Raw genomic sequence first — 20,499 nt, 5'->3', positions numbered from 1 at the left:
GTTTGTGCAGTATCTGTCCAAAAAGTGTGATTTATTGGGCGGTGGAAGAAAAAGACGATCTTCCGTTTATGCGCGCGGCGCTCTATTGTGACGCCATGATGACAAATAGACTTCCGAAATACATCGCCTGGTCGGTTCTGCTGCTGATCGTGATCGTTACAGTTTGCCCGATCGGGCTTCGGCCCCATACGCTGACGACCGTCGGCATCGACCGCGCTGCCGCCTTTGCCTTCTGTTCGGCTGCCTTCGTGCTGGCCTATCCGCGTTACTGGCTTGCCATCATTGTCGCGGGTGTCGTGGCGGCTTTCGGCATCGAGGCGCTGCAATTTCTGTCGCCCACACGGCATCCGCATATGACAGATGCAGTTGTGAAAGCCGTTGGCGCCATTGCCGGTGGGCTTGCCGCCTTTTCGTATCTTCAATTCAGGACGCGATTGACCGCAAGCTAAGAGGCTGCCGGCGGCCAATCGTGTCGGCTCAATTCGCCTGCTTCGCCAATCCGAAACGGCCGTGCGACAGCGTGCGCTCGATGCCGCGCAACTCTGCCAGCCCCTTCAATCGGCCTATGGCGGGATATCCCGGCTGCGCCCCGCGCGTCAGGTCATCAAGGATTTCCTGGCCATGGTCGGGCCGCATCGGAATGGTGTGGTCTGCACGGCCCTCCGCACGACGGCGGGATTCTTCCGTCAGAAGTGCTGCGATAACGGCGACCATATCCGTTCCACCTTCCAGATGCTCGTCCTCGAAGAAGGAGCAGGGCACGGTGTCGGTGTCGCGCGTGACGTTGCGCAGATGCACGAAATGGATGCGGTCTGCAAAACGGCTGGCGATGAAAGGCAGGTCGTTATCCGCCCGCGCGCCGAGCGAGCCGGTGCAGAGCGTGACGCCATTGGCGCGGCTGTCGACTTGCGAGAGCATATGGGCGTAGTCGGACTCCGTTGAAAGAATACGCGGCAGGCCGAGCAGCGGCCATGGGGGATCGTCGCCGTGGGCGCAGATGTTGATGCCGACTTCTTCCGCGACCGGCGTCACTTCCGACAGAAAATCAATCAGGTTCTGCTGCAGTTTTTCGCGGTTTATACCGTGATAGGAGCGCAGCTTTTCGAGAAGCTGGCTGAGGGTGTACCCATCCGCCGAACCCGGCAGGCCCGCGCCGATATTACGCCCGAGTGCGGCGATCTTCGTATCCGGCATGTCGGCGAAACGTTTTGCCGCTTCCTCGATCAGCCACTCCGGATAATCGGCCTTCGCGTCGGGGCGTTTGAGAATGTGAATGTCGAAGGCGGCGAAATCGGAAAGGTCAAAACGCATGGCTTTTGCGCCGTGCTTCGTTTCCCAGCGCAGATCGGTGCGGGTCCAGTCCAGCACCGGCATGAAATTGTAGCAGACGGTGCGGATGCCCTTGGCGGAGAGGCGGCGCAGCGTCTCCTGCCAGTTGGCGATATGGTTTTTCCAGTCGCCCATCTGGGTTTTGATCTCCTCGGAGACCGGCACGCTTTCCACCACGTCCCAATAGAGTCCACCGGCCTTGATCGCCTCATGCCGTTTGGCGATTTCATCCACCGGCCAGACATCGCCGGTGGTGATGTGGTGCAGCGCGCTTACGATGCCTTCCGCCCCTGCCTGAGCCGCATCCTGAACCGTGACCTTGTCCACCGGGCCGAACCAGCGCCATGTATGTCTCATTTTTTATCCTCAAATATCATTCCGCGGAAAATGTCAGCTGCACCTTGCAGGCGGCGGAGCGGTCTCCAGCCTGCTCGAATGCGGATTTCGCCTCTTCAAGCGGGAAGCTGTGGGAAATGATCGGCCGCACATCGATCCCGCGCGTGGAGATCAGGCCGGCGGCAATGGCGAATTCGTCGTGGAAACGCTGCGAGCCGCGCCAGAGGATTTCCTTGCCCACCAGCGCATTGAGCGGAATGGTTATGTCACCGGTGACGCCCACCTGCACGACAGTACCGCGCGGACGTACACAGGCGAAGGCGGCGCGAAGCGCAGGTGCCGCGGCGGAGCAATCGAAAATGACGTCGAAATAGCCCTTATTGTCCTGATAGGGTAAAAGTGCTTCTGCGTCTTTCGCGACATTGATGGTGCGGTCTGCCCCCATGGCGGGCGCGCGTTCCAGCGCCGCATCGGTCAGGTCGGTGGCGAGAATGACGCCGGCACCGGCATGGCGGGCGGCGGCAATCGTCAAGAGGCCGATCGGCCCGGCGCCTGTCACCAGCACCTTGGCGCCGGTCAGATCTCCCGCTTGTGCGACGGCATGCAGGCAGACCGCAAGCGGTTCGGTGCAGGCGGCTTCAGCGGGCGAAGTGGTGTCTGAAAATGTCGCGCATTGTTTTGCGGGAACCACGAGCCGATCACGGAACATGCCCTGTTCGTGCGGCAGGCGCATGGCGCTGCCCATGAAGCGCATATCGAGGCAATGGATCGGTTGGCCCTTCAGGCAGAAATGGCAATGGCCGCAAGGCTGCGAGGGATTGACGGCGACGAGCTGGCCGAGTGCGAGCCCACTGACGCCTTCGCCCAGCGCCTGCACTCGCCCCGATGCCTCATGGCCGCAGATGATCGGCTCGCGAACCCGCACAGGCCCGAAGCCGCCGTCCTGATAATAATGTAGATCGGAGCCGCAAATGCCGCCCGCCGCCATGGTCAGCAGCACTTCACCGGGGCCCGGCGCCTGCATGTCCTGCGTTTCGACGCGGATATCTTCACGGCCGTATAAACGTGCCACGCGTGTCTGCATCAAGGTGCCTCTCATCGTATGTGTATTGGATGAATCAAACCCGCGCGGCGAACCGCGCGGGCAGGGGATGTGCTGGTCAGCGGATCAGACCCATTTCCGTCGGCAGCCATAGCGTGATCGCCGGAATGAAGGTGATCAGCAACAACGCCACGAACAGCGGCACCAGCCACGGCAGAATGGCGACGGTCGTGCGCTCGACGGAGAGTTTCGCCACGCGTGAGAGCACGAACAACACCATGCCGAGCGGTGGATGCAGAAGTCCTATCATCAGGTTGAGCGTGACGATGAGGCCGAAATGCACCGGGTCGATATTAAACTGCAGCACCAGCGGCAACAGGATCGGCACGAGGATGGTGATTGCCGCAATCGTGTCTAGGAAGCAGCCGACGAACAGCATCAGCAGGTTGACCAGCAGGAGGAAAATCCACTTGCTGTCGGTGATCGTCAGGATCGCCGCCGATAGCAGCTGTGCGGCCTGGCTGACCGTCAGAAGCCATGCGAAGATTGATGCCGCCGCCACGATGAAGAGAACAGATGCCGTGGTCTCTATCGTGTCGAAGGTCGATTTCGCCAGCGACTTGAACGTCATCGTCCGGTAACGGACAAGCCCGAGGAACAGAGACCACAACACGGCCGCGACAGCCGCCTCCGTCGGCGTGAACCAGCCCATCGTCATGCCGCCGATCAGGATCACCGGCGTCATCAGGGCCATCACGGCAGAGAAGTCGAAATACCAGTCGCAGGCGAGCAAGACCACCAGCACGATCAGGATCGACAGGTTGAGCGACAGGCCAAACAGCGTCAGGAGATAGATGCCGAGCGGCACCATCATGACGACGAGCACTTCAAGCGACGCGCCGAAGATGGTTCTGAGGTTGAACGGCGTATCGGAACCCCAGCCCTTGACGTAGGCGAAGACGGCAACGGTGATCATCATCAGAAGCGTCATGACGACGCCCGGAACGATGCCGGCCATGAACAGTGCGCCGATCGAGACGTTTGCCATCATGCCGTAGATGACGAAGGGCAACGATGGCGGAAAGATCGGCCCGAGCGTTGCGGAGGCGGCGGTGACGCCGACGGCCGCTTCGACCGGATAACCATGATCCTTCATGGCCTTGATTTCGATGGTGCCGATACCGGCGGCGTCGGCGAGGGCCGTGCCGGACATGCCGGAAAAGATCACCGAGCCGATGATGTTGACCTGTGCCAGACCACCTTTCATCCACCCGACCAGCGCCACGGCGAAGGAATAGATGCGTCCCGTCACCCCCGCCGTGTTCATGAGATTGCCAGCAAGGATGAAGAAGGGAACGGCGAGAAGCGGGAAGCTTTCCACGCCCGCAATCAGACGCTGCGCCGCGATGATATCAGGCGCGACATTGTACGAGACGATGTAGAGAAGCGATGCCGTGGCCATTGAAATGGCGACCGGCAGGCCGATCAGCATCAACAGAAGAAACGAGCCGATAAGAATAAGCATATGTTCAATCCCCCGCGCTCTGGAATTCTTCCGGCCGTTCCAGAACGGAATAGCCACGCTGCATATTGGCGATGAAGACCTGCACCGAACGGAAGAACATCAGGACGAAAGCGGCCAGAACCGTATAGAAAACGATGTTGCGCGGCAGGGCGACGGTGACCATTTCCTCGTCCGCGACGATTTCCAGATACCGCCACATCAGCCACGAGGTGTAGGCGAAGAACAGGATGCGCAGCACGTCGACAAGGATCGACATGACGCGGGCAACCTGCGGCGGAACGTAGTGATAAAGCACATCCACCTGGATGTGGCGTGACATGCGCACGCACATGACCGAACCTAGAAACACCACGCCAATCAGGCAGTTGACGGCGATTTCTTCCGTCCAGGCATAGCTGTCGTTAAGCACGTAACGGGTGAAGAATTGAAGGAACACGCAACCTGTCATCAGCCAGAAAAGGCCAAGCGTAACCCAGTCCTCGAAGGCGTAGACCTTCAGGTCGACTTCGGGCGGCGCCTCGTCAAACGTATGGGCGAGTTCTTCAGGCGTGACCTGAGTATGAATTTCCTGCGACATTGAGATATCCCGTCTGGAGAGAAAGGGCGGTGCGGCAACGAAGGCCGCACCGGATCTTGGCTCACTTGACGGCGCGAATGGCTTCCCAGTCGGCCTTGTCGTAACCGAAGTCCTCGAACTTCACCTTCTCCACGACGTTCTTCTCGAAGTCCGCCTTGTCCACCTCTGCGACCGTCAGGCCACGCTTCTTGAACTCTTCCACGAGGCTTTTTTCGCGTCCTTCGATGGTCTTCGTGGTCCGCACGGCGGCTTCCTGCATGACGTCCGTGAAGATTTTCTTGTCTTCATCGGAAAGCTTGGACCACAGGTTCTTCGAGATCACCGTGTTGAGGTGGTCGACGATGTGGCCGGTCAGCACGATGTTCTTCTGCACTTCGAAGAACTTCTTTGCCTCGATGGTCGTCAGCGGGTTTTCCTGTGCATCGACCGTGCCGTTCTGAAGCGCCAGATAGACTTCTGCGAATGCGATCGGCGTCGTGTTGGCACCGCAGGCGCGTGGCATGGCGAGATAGGCCGGAACGTCGGGAACACGCATCTTCAGCCCCGCCATGTCGGCGCAGTTGGCAATCGGCTTGTTCGACGTGGTGTGGCGCGTGCCGTAATAGCTGACGGCGGCGATGTGGTTGCCGGTCTTGTCCTCGTAACCCTTGGCAAGACGCTTGAAGATATCACTCTTGGTATAGGCGATCAGATGGCTCGGATCGCGGAAGATATAGGGGAAATAGGTAACGCCGATCGGCTTGAAGTCACGTGCGGCGAAACTGGAGCCGGAGATGATGATATCCACCGTGCCGATCTTCAGGCCCTGGTTGATATCCGCTTCCTTGCCGAGCTGCGAGGCGGGGAATACATCCACCTTGTAGCGGCCGTCGGTGCGCTTGGCGATTTCTTCCGCAGCCCAGACCGAATCCGTGTGGAACGGTTCGGAGGTCTCGTACACATGCGCCCATTTCAGCGTTGTTTGCGCCTGTGCCGCCAAAGCCGAAAGCAAAATGGCAGCGGTTGCACCCATCAAAGTTGACAATCTGATTTTCATTCTTAACTCCTCCCGAATTAAAGCCAGATTTCTGTTTTTCCCATCGCCGGTAGCGGCGCGGTCACTCTTCTCCGATCGTTTCCTCCCCGAAACTTTCGGAAAATCTCTTTTGCGACAGCGTCAGATGCTGCCGCATCGCCTCGCGTGCGCCTTCCGGGTCGTTCGCCGCGATTGCGTCGCGGATCACCCGGTGTTCCTGAACGGCGAGAATCCATGTGTGAGGACCTTCGAAATAGCTGGCGAGCTTCTCAAAATAGGGCGAAAGGCTGCGCTCGTCATAGATCAGGCCGGTAAAGCGGTTCAGCGCTGAGTTGCCGATGATGTCGGCAATGGCGGTGTGGAAGGCGCGGTCGAGGTTGAGGGCCTGCGGCGAATTGTCGAGCGCCCCGGCCATGCGTTCGATGATGTCGTCCAGCCTGGCGATGCATTCGGACGTGGCAAGCCTCGCGGCCTCCTCTGCGATAGCGCTTTCAATGATGCAGCGCGCCTGCAGGATTTCGAATGGGCCGTGCGCGTCCGGCACGGGCGACTTTGCCTTGTTAGCCGTGCGGGACGTGTTCACATAGACGCCCGAACCCATGCGGATATGGATATGGCCTTCCACTTCCAGAACGATCAGTGCTTCCCGCACCGTCGGGCGGGAAACGCCAAAACGTTCCGCCAGATCGCGCTCCGCCGGCAGGCGCTGACCGTCCGTCAGTTCCCCGCTCTCGATAAGCAAGCGAATTTGTTCCGCGACCAGCCTGTAGAGGCGGCGCGGCTCCAGAGCCACAAACATGATGTCCTCCCAGCGCGAAAGTCTCCCCCCTTCGCGCAAGCGGTAAGATGGTCTTACCAATTTTATTAGGTAGGATTTATGCGGTGCTGTCAATTGGCCGCTAGAGGAAAAGTGCAAGGCGAAAGACTGGAGACCGGTGCGGCGGGCTCGGCAGTCGCTTTGATTAGCTGTTTTTTGCCATTTCCATCATTTCGGCCTGGAGGCGGAATCTGGTCCACCCAAGCCATTGGTCGAAAGTGATTACAAAGTCCGAACACGTCTCCTCCGTCATGCTCGGGCCTATCCTGAGCATCCGCAACGGACTGATTTTACGAAACGTGATTGATCCTCGGGACAGACCCGAGGATGACACCGCATGTTTGGGTTGGCTTTTCAGCCCTTGTTACTTGTGAGCTTCAAGCCGCCGTCGTCGCCGATGGTGACGTCCAGCTCACCGTACCCACCGATGGAAAGGTGCGGCGTTTCGATGGGATGCGAATGAGTGGCGTTAATGACCACGACCGTGGCGCCCATGCTTTCCCCCGCCAGAATACCAGCGGGCGCATCTTCGAAGACGACGCAGTCTTCAGGTGCGACGCCGAGCTTCGCAGCAGCCTTTCTGTAACCCTCCGGGTCAGGCTTGCCGTTCACGACGTCCTCGGCGCAGATCATCACTGGAGGCGGTGTGAGGCCTGCCGCAGCCAACCGGAGTTCGGCAAGGGCACGGGCGGCGGAGGTGACGATGGCCCATTTTCCGGCCGGCAATTTCTCAAGAAATGCTGCTGCCTGCGGAATCTGGAGGATGCCGTCAACGTCGTCCATTTCCTTTTGCAAAAGCATATCCGCCTGTTCCTGGATATCGAGGCCGGGAACTGCCTCGCGACGCACAACCTCGGATGCGCGCATGCCATGGATGCGCTGCAGGAACGCCTCCGGCTCTATGCCGTTGTCTACGGCCCATTCGCGCCAGACCCGCTCCACCACCGCAATGGAATTCAGCAGCGTTCCATCCATGTCGAACAGGAAGGCGCCATATTCGCGCGAGGAGATCTGGGCGGTCGCCGGGACTTTGCTGTGCATCACATTCTTCCGTTGGATGTGTCGGGTTGGCCTCGTGTCTATAGCATCGGCAGGCATAACGGAATCGTTTTTCCGCTCCTCAAGCAAATGGCGACCCATCCGCCAGTGGCGGACATCGTGCCGGAATCGGACAGTTTGCACGAGCTGCGACTCGGGGCATGGTCAGGCAGGGGAGGCGACGTCCGCATACGGTCATGCGGGCGTCAGGTTGCAGCAAGGATCAACTGCTATTGTGAGTTTTCGAAAGCAATCAAAGTTCGAAAAATCAAAAGCTAAACGGAGCTTATGAATGTTGTGCATGAGATTTTTCGCAGCGGAATTCTCTTAACGAAACCGTCGTTTAAGGGGTGTTGTTAACCATTTGTTAACCATATTCGAGGTACCTAATTGTCAACGATTTGTTTACCAAGATGACCAAAGTGCTAACAGACCAGCGTTCGATCCGTATCAAAGGCCGCTCCTTCCTCGCGGTCGTTCTGTCCCCTGAAGCTCCGCTCGATCAATGGCTGGAACGGCTGGATGATCTTGCTGCACGTTCGGCCGGGTTCTTCCTGTCGCGTCCGGTGGTTCTGGATGCGTCTGAGCTGTCGCTGGACAAGGCAGGGCTGAAGGCTCTGCTGGCAGCGCTGACGGAACGTAATGTCGGAATCATGGGGATCGAAGGTGTTCGCCCCTCGATGATCGAGCCGGGCATGCCGCCGTCACTGAAGGGCGGAAAGCCCGCTTCAGATGTCGAGGTGGAGCCCGTCGCCATCGCTGCCGAATTGCCGGAAGAAAAGCCGCGTGCTTCGGGCGAGGTCCGGGCCGTGGTACAGTCGCTGGTCATCAACGAGCCGGTGCGCTCCGGCCAGTCGATCATGTTCCCTGAAGGCGATGTGACCGTCATCGGTTCCGTCGCCTCGGGTGCGGAAATCATCGCGGGAGGGTCGGTGCATATTTACGGGGCGTTGCGCGGTCGCGCCATGGCCGGTTCGCTTGGCAATGTCTCGGCGCGCATCTTCTGCCGCAAGCTGGAGGCGGAGCTACTGGCAATCGACGGCGTCTACAAGGTTGCCGAGGACATTGACGACAAGCTGCGCGGCCAGCCCGTTCAGCTGTGGCTGGAAAACGATACGATAAAGGCCGAAAAACTTGGCTGATGACATAGAGAAAACAACACAGGAACAGGAGAGCCGTATGGGGAAGGTAGTCGTTGTTACTTCCGGCAAGGGCGGGGTTGGCAAGACCACCTCGACCGCAGCGCTTGGCGCCGCACTGGCGCAGAACAAGCAGAAGGTCGTGGTTGTCGATTTTGACGTCGGCTTGCGTAACCTCGATCTCGTCATGGGTGCTGAACGCCGGGTGGTTTACGATCTCGTCAACGTCATCCAGGGCGATGCCAAGCTGACGCAGGCGCTGATCCGCGACAAGCGCCTCGAGACGCTATTCCTGCTGCCCGCCTCGCAGACACGCGACAAGGACAATCTGACGCCGGAAGGCGTGGAATGGGTCATCGCCGAGTTGAAGAAACATTTCGACTGGGTCATCTGCGACAGCCCGGCCGGTATCGAACGCGGCGCGACACTGGCCATGCGCCATGCGGATGTGGCCGTCGTGGTCACCAATCCGGAAGTCTCCTCGGTGCGTGACAGTGACCGCATCATCGGCCTGCTCGATTCCAAGACGCTGAAGGCCGAACGCGGCGAGCGCATGGAAAAGCACCTGCTTCTGACGCGCTATGATTCGGCCCGTGCCGAGCGCGGCGACATGCTGAAGGTCGACGACGTTCTGGAAATCCTCTCCATTCCGCTGCTCGGTATCATTCCCGAAAGCACGGATGTGCTGCGTGCTTCCAACGTCGGCGCACCGGTTACGCTCGCGGATGCCCGTTGCGCACCTGCCATGGCTTACTTTGACGCTGCCCGCCGCCTGTCAGGCGAGGACATTCCGGTGGTCATTCCGGGCGAAAAGCGGGGTATCTTCTCCAAGATCTTTGCTAGGAGGGCTGCATGAGCATTTTCGGCCTGTTCCGTAAACAAAAGTCGGCACCGCTTGCGCGCGAGCGACTGCAGGTGCTGCTTGCCCACGAAAGGGCGTCGTCGGGAACCGATCTCGTCGCCGTCCTCCGGGAAGAAATTCTCGCCGTCATCGCCAAGCATGTGCAGATCGATAACGATCGGGTGCATGTGAAGATGGATCGTGACGAGCACGTCTCCATATTGGAGATTGATGTCGAGATACCGTTGAGCGCCGACCTGCGCGCCGCGTGATGTTTTCTCCGAATACCGCCGCCCCTTGCAGGGCGGCGTTTTTCTTTACTCGGCCGTCGTATCAACCGGCATTCTAAATGCCTCGGCCAGATCGTCGGGAAGCGGGCGCTTGAGGTTTATGCCGTTCGGCGGGATCGGCGCGTTGAACCACTTGTCGTAGATCGCGTTGATTTCGCCGCTCGCATAAATTTGCCCCAGGGCTTCGTTGACGGCGTTCTTGAAGGCGGTGTCGCCCCGTCGGAGCATCAGGCCATATGGCTGTGGTGGGGCGAGATATTCGTTCGAGATGGAATAGTCTTCGGGCTTGCCCGTTTCAGCCACAAAGGACCTCAGAAGAATATCGTCCATGACGAAGGCAGAGGCTCGATCTTCCGTCACCATGTCGAAACTGCCTTCGGTACTGTCATTTTGCAGGACGGCGATGTTCAGTCCCAGTTTGCGGTTAAGCACATTCAGCTGACTGATATTGATCGTTCCCGTCGTCACGACCACGGTTCGACCGGCAAGATCGCTGACGCTTGTCATGTTGCTTGATTTCAGCGCGACATAACGCGTGCCGGTGATGAAGTGGCTGTAGGAAAACCACACGGCCTTGCGTCTTTCCTCCGTATTCGTGCTCGCCACGCATTCCATGTCGATTGTGCCGTCATTGAGAAGCGTGATGCGGTTGCTGGGGGTGCGCTTGACGAAATCGATTTTCAATTCCGGCAGGCCCAACTTCTTCTTGATGGAATCCGCCACCTTCAGGCACAGTTCGATGCTGTAACCGATCGGCTCTGGACCAATTCCCATATAGGAAAAGGGAAGATTTCTGTCGGCAAAGCCGAGCCGGATGGTGCCGGTTCTGGCAATGGTTTCGAGTGTAGGCGGTTGGGTGTCGTCGGCGGCTGCAATGGTGGGTAAAAGACTAAAAACCCCAAGCATGAGCCACAATGTCGATCTCTGCATCGCGCATCTCCAGCCAAAATTATCTGTCAAAACATTTTCATAAAATAGAGGTGGGGTTTTTACGCCCTCAGTCCCGGTATTCGCTCGGATGGTCATAGGCTTTTTTCAAGGAGGCGGTCATCGGCAGGTTCAGGTTCATGCCATTGGGCGGAATGGGTTTGGTGAACCATTTTTCGTAAAGGCCATGAATGGTGGGACCGGTGAAGATCTGCCGCAGGCTTTCGTTGACCGCCGCCTTAAAGGCCGGGTCGTTGCGCCGAAACACCAGGCCGTAAGGTTCGGGTGCGCTCAGCGTTTCGTCCGAGAGCGCGTAGAGGTCGGGATTCTCCGATGTTGCCGCCAGCGCCGCCAGCAATATGCCATCCATGACGAAAGCAGAGGCCTTGCCGGCAACGACGAGTTCGAAGGCTTCCTCATTGGTTTTTGTGGGCATCACCGAGATATTGAGGTTCTTTTCGCGGTTCACCGCATTCAGTTGCTCGATGTTGACCGTGCCGGAGGCGGATGTGACGGAGCGTCCGGCCAGATCGGCAAGGCTCTTCAGATTGTCCTGTTTACGGGAGAGAAATTGCGTCGCGGTCATGAAATTCGGATAGGAGAAATCCACCATTTTCCGGCGTTCGCTGTTGTTGGTCGTCGCCGCGCATTCAATATCGATCTTGCCGCTACGGACGAGAATGAACCGGGTTGCGGGCGTGGCCTTTACATATTCAATGTCGAGTTTGTCCAGCTTCAGCTGCGTGCGGATGTCCTCGCTGATCGCGCGGCAAAGATCAGTCGAGAAGCCGGTCACTTCTCCATCCGGCAGCTGATAGGAAAACGGCGGTTCGGCCTCACGATAACCGATGCGGATTTTCGCGGTCTTGGCAATCTGCCGAAGCGTATCGCCTTCGCCGGCGGCCTGCACCGGAGTTATGGGGATAAAGCATGTGAGGAAAAGGCAAAATACTGAAATGCGCATTTTATGTCCTTTTGGCTGTCAGCCGCGTTCTCAAATCGCTTTTTGTGGCGGGTAATAGGTTTCCTGCATCGGTCGCCCGACGTCGCTATATTCGTCGTTTCCGGTTTGGGCGATGACGGCACGGTTCTTGAGTATCCGGGCAAGCGGCGCCGGCTCGGCAAAATAATAGCCCTGCGCCTCGTCGCATCCGGAAAGCTTGAGGGCCTCGACCTGTTTCTTGTCTTCCACGCCCTCGGCTGTGACTTTCAGGCCGATCTGTTCTGCCATGTCGATGATGGTGTTGACGATGGCCGAGCACATTGGATTTTCCGGCAGGCCGGAAACGAATTCGCGGTCGATCTTGATCTTGTCGAAGGCAACATGCGTCAGCGTGCTCAACCCGGCATAACCGGTGCCGAAATCATCAAGCACGAGGCGGACGCCCATTTCCTTCAGCAGCTTTAAAGCCCTGGCGCTGTTGTCGCGCTCCAGCATTGCCGTTTCCGTCACTTCAAGCTCGAGCCGCTCGGCCGGGAAGCCGGAGGCTTTCAGCGCGCTGTCGACGATCGGGACAATATCGTCATTGCAAAGCTGCACGGCGGAAAGATTGACGGCAAGCCGGATATCCCTGGGCCAGGTCATGGCGTCCATGCAGGCCTGCGCCAGAACCCATTCGCCCAGAGGTTTGATGAAATTGTTTTCTTCGGCAAGCGTGATGAAGCGATCCGGCGTGATGATGCCAAGCTTGCTGTGCCGCCATCTGGCAAGGGCCTCGTAGGCGACAATGCGGCCGCTCTCCAGATTGACCACGGGCTGGTAATACAGCTCGAATTCGTGGTTTTCGAGCGCGGATTTCATGTCTATTTCGAGCGCGTGCTTGTGCTGCGCCGCCATGTCCATGCCGGGCTCGTAAAAGACGAAGAAGCCGCATCCCATGGATTTCGCCCGATAGAGACCAAGGTCCGCATGTTGCAGAAGCTGGGTGGCGGAATTGCCGTGATCGGGCGCGCAGGCGATGCCGATGCTGGTATCGACGCTTATATGGCTGCCTTCGAGGCTGAAGCTGCGCGAGACCGCGTGCACCACGCGCTTTGCCAGCGCGCCCGCATCCTCGCGACAATTATCGGTCACCGCTTGTATGATCGCAAATTCGTCGCCGCCGAGCCTGCTCACCATGTCGTTTTCACCGAGCACGGAGGAAATCCGCGAGGCCACGGCCACCAGCAGGGCGTCGCCGGCCGCGTGTCCCAACGTATCGTTAACGGCCTTGAAGCGGTCTAGATCGAGCAGCATGACGTTGAACGGCTGGCCGGATGTAGAAAGATGTTCGAGACGGTTCTCCAGCGTCTTCATCAAGAGCACGCGGTTGGGAAGCCCCGTCAGGGCATCATGATGGGCCATATGTTCCAGTTGCTGCGCCATGTCGCGTATTTGCCTGAGCCGTCCACGTTCCAGAACGGCCTCCCGCAGGGTTTCGATGGCGGTGGCCATGTCGCCGATCTCGTCCCGTCGATCCTGAAACGGCGTTACGACATCGGTTTCCTCACGGGCGATCCTGAGTGTCGCCTGCACCAGCGCCGGAACGGGTTTCAGAAAATGCCTGGCAATCAGCGTCACGAGAACGCCGGTGACGGTCAGAACCACGATCAGGGCGACGAGCGAATTGTAGATGAGCTTGCGCTGCGCGCCATAAAGCGCGTCCGAACCGCCGATGCTGACGGCGACCGCGCCAATCGGTTTTTTCGTTTCCGTGCTGATGATCGGCAACAGGCCGATATAATGGCTGGAATCGCCAATCGTCGCAAAGCCGGTGGCAAAACGCGCGGCGACCGCATCTCTGGAGAAGATGGGATCGGTGGCAATCGGTTTTTCGTCGTCGTCGGTGGCGTTGTCGAACGCCGCCGCGATTTGACGGAATCCGGAATCGGCCTCATCGTAGCGGAAAAGCCAGACGGCATTCTTGGTCTGCGCGCCGATGAGGGCGAGAACGTCGCTGGGATTAAAGCCGGTAACGAGAATGGATGCGTCGTCGCCAATCGGCTTGTCGGTCAAGATGCCGTTCACCTGTCCGTCCGTGTCGGCGGTGACGCTGACATAGGTATAGATGCTGCGCAGGGTGGCGCTGGCAATCTGCGAATTGACGCGGGCCTGGTTGAGCCATTGCTCGCTGGCGGCGGCAACGAACATGTACCAGCCGACGAGCGCCCCGATGCTGTAGGAAAAGATCACGCCGCCGAGAAATATCAGGGTTATCTTGCTGGCGAGCGAACGCCGCCGCGAAAAGCGGCCCGGTACCGGCTGCGTCGTTGAGCGAAGCGTGTCACCGGTTTCAGTCTGTCTATCTATCCCCCGATAGGCAGTCTCTTCCATTCGCGATATTCCCCCGCGATGTCGCGTTATGATTGTTTTATGGAATTTTTATAGGGCATGTATTTCAATGGTGTCTGCTAAATAATTCAACAAAGTTTAGATGCGATTAAGAATTAATCCGTCTTTTTATAGTCGCCGCTTATATAAGGCGCCGAAAATATGTACCTCAGGTTGAAATATTCGATGGCTTGCGATGGGACATCGACGCCGAATACGCCGATGCATTGGGGCCTCTTTTCGCGCTCATCAACCGGGCTTTATGGTTGTAAGGGTACCGCGATTGACCTTGCCAAGCGGCCGATAAACGGCATGTTGTGCGTCACATGCCGGTTTCAGGGAACATATCATGGCTCACAAAGGCAAAAACATCGCGCAACTTTCCATTCTCATCCAGAGCGGCCACCTTGATCCGCGCGCCTTGGCGGAAGAGACGCTTGATGCTATCGGGAAATCGGAAGACCGGGCGATCTTTGTCGGCTTGACGGCGGAGCGGGCCATGGCGGAGGCGGAAGGTGCCTTAAAACGCATTCGCGAGGGTCGATCCTGCGGCGTGCTCGACGGCATTCCAGTGGCCTGGAAGGACCTTTTCGATCTCGAAGGCACTGTGACCACGGCTGGATCGACGGTGCTTTCGAACGATGCGCCTGCGTCCCGTGACGCGGATGTGGTGAGCGCGCTGAAGCAGGCCGGGATGGTCTGCATCGGCCGCACCAATATGAGCGAGTTCGCGTTTTCCGGCCTTGGCATCAACCCGCATTACGGAACGCCGCGCAATCCCGCCTCCACGGATGGCCACCGGCTGCCGGGCGGCTCTTCTTCCGGCGCGGGTGTCGCGGTTGCGGCCGGTCTGGTGCCGGCGGCAATCGGTACGGATACCGGCGGATCGGTGCGCATTCCCGCCGCCTTCAACGGTGTGGTAGGGTACAAGGCGAGCCGCGGCCGTTACTCGATGCGCGGCGTCTATCCGCTGGCTAAAAGTCTCGATTCGCTCGGCCCGCTCACTCGCACTGTGCAGGACGCTGTGTGGGTAGATGCCGCCATGCGTGGCAAGGCGGCTGTTGATGCGGCGCGCACGCCTCTGTCCTGCTTGTCGCTCGTCGTGCCGGAAACAGTGTTTTTCGATGGCATCGAGGAGGGCGTCGCGGTCGCTTTCGAGCAGGCGGTGCAACGGCTTTCCCGCGCTGGCGCGTCTGTACGGCGGCAGGCATTCCCGGTCTTTTCGCAATTATTCGATCTTATCAAGGAAAAAGGTGCGCTGGTAACGGCGGAAGCCTTCGCCCTGCACAAGGCGCGGCTGGAAGGTGCTGATGCGGCTCGCATGGACCCGCGCGTGGTTGCGCGAGCAAGACTGGGCGCGAATATCTCCATGCCGGATTACATCGCCATCATCGAGGCGCGCGAACGCATGACGGCGGCTTTTTCGAGCATGATTGGCAAGAATGAGCTGCTGATATCGCCGACATTGCCTCATGTCGCGGCCAAGGTCGCACCGCTTGTGGAGAATGATGAGACCTTCTTTGCCATGAATGCCAAGACCCTGCGCAACACCCAGATCGGCAACTTCTTCGATCTCTGCGGCGTTTCCATTCCGTGCGGCACGGGCGAGGCGGGCATGCCCGTTGGCCTGCTGCTATCAGGCCTGCACGGCACGGATGACCACGTTCTGGGTGTGGCGATGGCTGCGGAAGAAATTATCCGGGGTTGATGATAAGGAAAAGGCGGCCTTGTTTGGCCGCCTCTCAATGCACGCTTCAACGTGCCGCCCAGTTGGCGCCGCGGCGGAACATGGTTTTCATCTGCGGCACGGAAAACTCCTTGGCCTGATGGCCGAGCGCCGAATAGAAGACGCGGCCCTTGCCGTATTTGCGCTTCCAGACCACCGGCATCACTACACCGTCGATCCACCAGGCATGGTCGCCGGTGAATTTTGTCGTCGCCAGCACCTCGTTGGAGGGATCGACATGCATGTAGTATTGCTCCGATGTGTAGGGGAAATCGGAAATCCCCTCCATCAACGGGTCGTCGGGGCGGGTGATGTTGACGTGATAGTCGATGATATTGCCGGGATGGGCGACCCATTGGCCGCCGATCATGAACTGGTACTCGACGCAGTCGCGGAAACTGTCGCCCGCACCACCGTGAAAGCCGGCGATGCCGACGCCGTTTTCCACAGCAGCCGTCAGATTCTTGATCTCTTCCTTTTCGATCTTCGACATTGTCACGATCGGCACGACGAGGCTCAGATCATGCACGGAAGGATCTGCAAAAGCCTCCGTACTGTGCTCGACATAGACCTTGAAACCATCCTCTTCCAGAATATCCTTGACGATGGTGGCGCATTCCTGCGGCTCGTGGCCGCTCCAGCCGCCCCAGACGATGAGTGCTTCGCGCATTTATTTCCTCCTCGGGATTATTTGCCGAGCTGGCCGTCGACCAGCGAAGTTTCAAGGGGAGCAGGGCGCTCCACCTCGGTGGTGATGGAAACGGTGGTGCCGCTGTCCGATGCCGTCTGGAAGGCCTCCATGACCTCCAGTACATGCAGGGCAAGATCGCCATTGGCGCGGTGCGGGCGGTTTTCGCGGATCGCATGGGCCATGTCGGCCACGCCGATCGAGCGGTAGTTGCCGTCAGCATAGGGCGACGACAGTGCCTGCGGCTCGAACTGGCCGCCCTTTTTCAGCAATTGCACCTCGCCGCCGAAATGATTGGGGTCGGGCACGATCAATGTGCCTTCCGTTCCGTAGATTTCCAGCGGTACATGTTTGTGGCCCGCCACATCGAAGCTCATGCCCACCTGCACCACCGCGCCGTTCTTGAATGCCAGCACGCCGGAAACATGGGTGGCGACATGGACTGGGATTTTCTCGCCATTCTTAGGTTCGCTGGTGATGAGGCGTTCGTTGCGCGGCGCGATGGCGAAACCTGCCACCTTGGCGACCGGGCCGAACAGGTTGACGAGATCGGTGATGTAATAGGGTCCCATATCCAGCATCGGCCCGCCGCCGACTTCGTAATAAAAGGCGGGGTTGGGATGCCAGCGCTCATGGCCGGGGCACATGAAGGTAGCCGTTCCGCCAACCGGCTGGCCGAGCACACCTTCGTCGATCAGGCGGCGCGCGGTCTGGTGCCCGCCGCCGAGGAACGTGTCCGGTGCCGAACCGATGCGCAGGCCCTTTGCCTTTGCCGCGTCCGCAAGCCGTTTACCCTCCGCGAAATTGATGCCGAGCGGCTTTTCCGAATAGGCATGTTTTCCCGCCTCAAGTGCGCGCAGGCCCACCTCCACATGCGCCTTGGGAATCGTCAGGTTGACGACGATTTCCACGGAGGGGTCAGACAGAAGTTCGTCGATACTTCTTGCCTGAAGGCCGAACTCGTCAGCCCGCGCTTTTGCTGTCTCCTCGTTCATATCCGCCAGTCCGCGAATGTCGAGAATGGGAAACGACGCCATCGCCTTGAGATAGGCGCTGGAAATGTTGCCGCAGCCGATGATGCCGATACCGACCTTGTTCATGTGATTTCCTCCCGTAAATCAGAAATGCCTAAGCCCACTCTCAACCCTGCCGGCTAGAGCGCCGGCCCTGTTGTGTTCCATGGCGATTCGTAAAGCTCGTAAAGTGCGACGGCTGCCGCCCCCTGCGCCCACAGTTCGTCGCTTGCAACGTCGAAAACCAGCTCTGCGACGCCTGCCAGCGATGGCGGCACGGCGGCGTTGTAACTGTCACGGATGCTGGCAATGAATGGCTCGCCGAGCTCGAGACTGGATCCGGTGATGATGACCCGTGGCGGCGCAAACAGCGTAACGATATTGGCAAGCGTCAGGCCAAGTGCTGCACCGGCGCGCAAGACTGCCGCAATAAGATCGTTGTCTTCCGCCGCAATCAGCGCATGGGCATGCTGCATGCCGCGACCAAGCCGGATAGCTTCTGCAAAACGCCCGTCCACCGGGCGGGAACCGAGAATGGCGTTCTCGCCCGCCTGGCTCGCCAGCCGCACAGTTCCTTCACTGGCAAGGCCGATCACGAGGTCGCCGAGATTGTGGCTGAGGCCGCCTGCACCACGAAACAGCTGGTTCTGATGCATCACGCCAAGCCCGAGTGTCTGCTCGAGCGAGATCAGCACCATGTCCTCCAGATCGCGCGCATGGCCGAACCAGTGATGGGCAAGCGTGATGGCGTGGGCGTCGCTTTCGATGATGGTGGGGGAATTCAGCCGTGAGGTCATTTCCTCGGCAAAATCGACGTTTACTTCCCGCAGGATAGGGCTGCTGCGGATCCTGCCGGTGCGATGTTCGATGACACCTGGCAGGCCAAGGCAGACCATGTCCACATCTTCCAGCGACAGTCCGGCATCGACCACGCAACGCCGCACCCCGTCTTCCACCAGATCGGCAATGACGCCGATCGGCTGGCGGTCTACACGGATCGGCAGGGCGAGGGTGGACAGCACGTTGCCGCAAAAATCGGTGACGACGAAGACCATGCGGCTTGCCGCAATCTTGGCGCCCACCACGCGGGCCGCATCCGGGTTCAGCTCCAGCATGACCCGCGGCCTGCCGCGTGCGCCCTCGGTGCGGATATCGCCGATATGGCGGGTCAGGATAAGCCCGTCATCGAGCAGCGATGCGGTGATCGCCGATACGGTGGTGGTGGAAAGCTGCGTTCTTTCGCTGATTTCCACCCGGGAGATCGGTCCATGGCGGCGGATGCTGTCCAGCACGCTTAGCCGGTTGATCGCGCGCATCAGTTCTGGGTCTGCGGTCTTCATGGGGTCCTGCTGCGATCAATGCCGGTTCGAAAACCAATTTATGTCGGATTGCGGATTAAATAACGGTGTCAGGGAGGGGTGTGTCAAGCCGTTCGCTCAAAAAATCGGCATGGCGCCTTGACAATGAGCGAGTGCTAAGGTGAATTAATCCGCATTGGGGAATAAATGAGGAAATCCCCGAGGGAGGATCACGATCATGACGATTAGGCACGCAGGCGCAAGCCTGAGCGGCAGGCTGATAGGCTTTGCCACAACGACAAGCATTGCTCTCATGCTCGGCGCCGCAAGCGCCTCGGCCGCAACGGTCGTTAAATGGATGCATGTGGAACTGGACCCCAAAGCCGTGGCCGTCTGGGAGGAGATTGCCAAGGACTATGAGGCCAAACATCCAGACGTGGATGTGCAACTGCAGTTTCTGGAAAACGAGGCCTTCAAGGCCAAATTGCCGACGTTGCTGCAATCCAACGACGTTCCCGATTTCTTTTACAGCTGGGGCGGCGGCGTCCTTGAGGAACAGTCAAAAACCGGTGCACTCAAGGATTTGAGCGAGGTTTTCGATGCCGATGGCGGCAAGCTGCGGCAGGCCTATAATGCGGCGGCAATCGACGGCCTCTCCTTCGACGGCAAGGTCTGGGCAGTGCCCTACAAGGTCAGCCTCGTCAGTTTCTTTTATAACAAGGAGCTGTTTGCCAAGGCGGGCGTGAAGGCGGAAGACATCAAGACCTGGGACGATCTCGGCGCCACCGTCAAGAAAATCAAGGCAGCCGGTATCGTTCCGATTGCCGGTGGCGGCGGTGAAAAATGGCCGATCCATTTCTACTGGAGCTATCTCGTCATGCGCAATGGCGGGCAGACCGTGTTCGACGCCGCCCGCAAGGGCGAGGGTGAAGGCTTCATGGATCCTTCCATCATCAAGGCGGGCGAGCAACTTGCCGAGTTCGGCAAGCTCGAACCCTTCCAGCCCGGCTATCTCGGCTCCACCTGGCCGCAGGCGCTCGGCGTCTTCGGTGACGGCAAGGCCGCGATGATCCTCGGCTTTGACAATACTGAAGCCAACCAGCGCAAGAATGCCGGTGACGGCAAAGGCCTTGCGGCAGACAATATCGGTCGCTTCGCCTTTCCCGCCGTCGAAGGTGGTGCTGGCAAAGCCACCGACACGCTGGGCGGTCTGAATGGTTGGGCAGTCACGAAAAACGCTTCCAAGGAAGCGATCGATTTCGCGACCTTCCTGACCAGCAAGGAAAGTGAAGAGAAGATGGCGGCTGCGGGCATGATCCTGCCGGTTGCGACGGGTGCGGATGGAGCGGTCAAGAACCCGCTGCTGGCGGATTCGGCCAAGCAGCTTGCAAGCTCTACCTGGCACCAGAACTTCTTCGACCAGACACTGGGCGCTGCGGTTGGCCGCGTGGTCAACGATGTCTCAGTCGAAATCGTTTCCGGCCAGATGAGCGCCGAAGAGGGTGCCAAGCAAATTCAGGATGCTTTCGAGCTTCGCTGATTTCGGTTCCATGACGGCGCCGCGCGGGACGCGGCGCCGCAGTATCTG

General features: G+C 59.0%; 19 protein-coding genes. 6 read left to right on the top strand and 13 right to left on the bottom strand.

All coding sequences use genetic code 11. The features are described 5' to 3' along the window. The first annotated feature begins 95 nt into the window (after positions 1–95). Positions 96–449 carry an antibiotic resistance protein VanZ gene (locus tag CRP02_RS04990; protein WP_034501960.1) on the top strand — a complete coding sequence of 118 codons (354 nt, stop codon included), beginning with the start codon at positions 96–98 and terminating at the stop codon, positions 447–449. Between the two features lie 28 nt (positions 450–477). Here the strand turns inward: CRP02_RS04990 and uxuA are convergent, their stop codons facing one another. The 7 genes from uxuA to CRP02_RS04955 form a co-directional block, all read right to left on the bottom strand. After that, a complete protein-coding gene (uxuA, locus tag CRP02_RS04985; protein ID WP_097170438.1) occupies positions 478–1,686 on the bottom strand; it encodes a mannonate dehydratase in 1,209 nt (402 codons plus the stop codon). Positions 1,687–1,702: 16 nt separating this feature from the next. After that, a complete protein-coding gene (locus tag CRP02_RS04980) occupies positions 1,703–2,749 on the bottom strand; it encodes an L-idonate 5-dehydrogenase (protein ID WP_097170437.1) in 1,047 nt (348 codons plus the stop codon). Positions 2,750–2,825: 76 nt separating this feature from the next. Next, complete coding sequence (locus CRP02_RS04975; protein ID WP_097170436.1) at positions 2,826–4,232, bottom strand: TRAP transporter large permease; 1,407 nt, start codon at positions 4,230–4,232, stop codon at positions 2,826–2,828. 4 nt (positions 4,233–4,236) lie between these two features. Next, positions 4,237–4,809 carry a TRAP transporter small permease gene (locus tag CRP02_RS04970; protein ID WP_097100186.1) on the bottom strand — a complete coding sequence of 191 codons (573 nt, stop codon included), beginning with the start codon at positions 4,807–4,809 and terminating at the stop codon, positions 4,237–4,239. A 61-nt stretch (positions 4,810–4,870) separates the two neighbouring features. Then, positions 4,871–5,845, bottom strand: a complete 975-nt coding sequence (locus tag CRP02_RS04965) for a sialic acid TRAP transporter substrate-binding protein SiaP (protein ID WP_097170435.1) — start codon at positions 5,843–5,845, stop codon at positions 4,871–4,873. Between the two features lie 61 nt (positions 5,846–5,906). Then, complete coding sequence (locus tag CRP02_RS04960; RefSeq protein WP_013761517.1) at positions 5,907–6,623, bottom strand: FadR/GntR family transcriptional regulator; 717 nt, start codon at positions 6,621–6,623, stop codon at positions 5,907–5,909. Between the two features lie 372 nt (positions 6,624–6,995). Further along, positions 6,996–7,682 carry an HAD family hydrolase gene (locus CRP02_RS04955; protein WP_019564617.1) on the bottom strand — a complete coding sequence of 229 codons (687 nt, stop codon included), beginning with the start codon at positions 7,680–7,682 and terminating at the stop codon, positions 6,996–6,998. Positions 7,683–8,092: 410 nt separating this feature from the next. On the opposite strand from CRP02_RS04955, the gene minC reads away from it, so the two are divergent. The 3 genes from minC to minE are packed head-to-tail and all read left to right on the top strand — an operon-like array spanning position 8,093 to position 9,931. Further along, on the top strand, positions 8,093–8,821 hold the full coding sequence (gene minC / locus CRP02_RS04950; protein WP_003510754.1) for a septum site-determining protein MinC: 729 nt from the start codon (positions 8,093–8,095) through the stop codon (positions 8,819–8,821). Between the two features lie 37 nt (positions 8,822–8,858). Beyond that, a complete protein-coding gene (minD, locus tag CRP02_RS04945; RefSeq protein ID WP_003510752.1) occupies positions 8,859–9,674 on the top strand; it encodes a septum site-determining protein MinD in 816 nt (271 codons plus the stop codon). Further along, entirely contained in the window at positions 9,671–9,931 is a 261-nt protein-coding gene (gene minE, locus CRP02_RS04940) for a cell division topological specificity factor MinE (RefSeq protein WP_003510750.1), read from the top strand. The genes minD and minE overlap by 4 nt, the downstream gene beginning before the upstream one ends. Before the next feature lie 45 nt (positions 9,932–9,976). Here minE and CRP02_RS04935 read toward each other — a convergent pair whose 3' ends face one another. The 3 genes from CRP02_RS04935 to CRP02_RS04925 all read right to left on the bottom strand — a co-directional run bounded on the left by CRP02_RS04935 (position 9,977) and on the right by CRP02_RS04925 (position 14,189). After that, positions 9,977–10,879, bottom strand: coding sequence for an amino acid ABC transporter substrate-binding protein (locus CRP02_RS04935; protein WP_097170434.1), 903 nt, complete (start codon positions 10,877–10,879; stop codon positions 9,977–9,979). A gap of 67 nt (positions 10,880–10,946) precedes the next feature. Beyond that, entirely contained in the window at positions 10,947–11,840 is an 894-nt protein-coding gene (locus tag CRP02_RS04930) for an amino acid ABC transporter substrate-binding protein (RefSeq protein ID WP_097170433.1), read from the bottom strand. Between the two features lie 30 nt (positions 11,841–11,870). Continuing rightward, on the bottom strand, positions 11,871–14,189 hold the full coding sequence (locus CRP02_RS04925) for an EAL domain-containing protein (protein WP_097100191.1): 2,319 nt from the start codon (positions 14,187–14,189) through the stop codon (positions 11,871–11,873). Positions 14,190–14,535: 346 nt separating this feature from the next. On the opposite strand from CRP02_RS04925, the gene CRP02_RS04920 reads away from it, so the two are divergent. After that, complete coding sequence (locus CRP02_RS04920; RefSeq protein ID WP_097170432.1) at positions 14,536–15,894, top strand: amidase; 1,359 nt, start codon at positions 14,536–14,538, stop codon at positions 15,892–15,894. A gap of 46 nt (positions 15,895–15,940) precedes the next feature. Here CRP02_RS04920 and CRP02_RS04915 read toward each other — a convergent pair whose 3' ends face one another. Genes CRP02_RS04915 through CRP02_RS04905 form a run of 3 tightly spaced genes read right to left on the bottom strand, consistent with a single transcriptional unit; the run spans position 15,941 to position 18,953 of the window. Beyond that, positions 15,941–16,582, bottom strand: a complete 642-nt coding sequence (locus CRP02_RS04915) for a ThuA domain-containing protein (protein ID WP_003510737.1) — start codon at positions 16,580–16,582, stop codon at positions 15,941–15,943. Between the two features lie 17 nt (positions 16,583–16,599). After that, on the bottom strand, positions 16,600–17,700 hold the full coding sequence (locus CRP02_RS04910) for a Gfo/Idh/MocA family protein (protein WP_097170431.1): 1,101 nt from the start codon (positions 17,698–17,700) through the stop codon (positions 16,600–16,602). 53 nt (positions 17,701–17,753) lie between these two features. Continuing rightward, positions 17,754–18,953, bottom strand: a complete 1,200-nt coding sequence (locus CRP02_RS04905) for an ROK family transcriptional regulator (RefSeq protein WP_097170430.1) — start codon at positions 18,951–18,953, stop codon at positions 17,754–17,756. A 196-nt stretch (positions 18,954–19,149) separates the two neighbouring features. Here CRP02_RS04905 and CRP02_RS04900 point away from each other — a divergent pair, with 196 nt between their 5' ends. Then, positions 19,150–20,451, top strand: coding sequence for an ABC transporter substrate-binding protein (locus CRP02_RS04900; RefSeq protein WP_097100194.1), 1,302 nt, complete (start codon positions 19,150–19,152; stop codon positions 20,449–20,451). Positions 20,452–20,499: the final 48 nt, after the last annotated feature.

The organism is Rhizobium sp. AN5, from assembly GCF_900215255.1.
In the GTDB taxonomy this organism is placed as follows: domain Bacteria; phylum Pseudomonadota; class Alphaproteobacteria; order Rhizobiales; family Rhizobiaceae; genus Agrobacterium; species Agrobacterium tumefaciens.
Note: the sequence above shows the minus strand (reverse complement) of the source record. Positions and strands in the feature narration are given on the sequence as shown.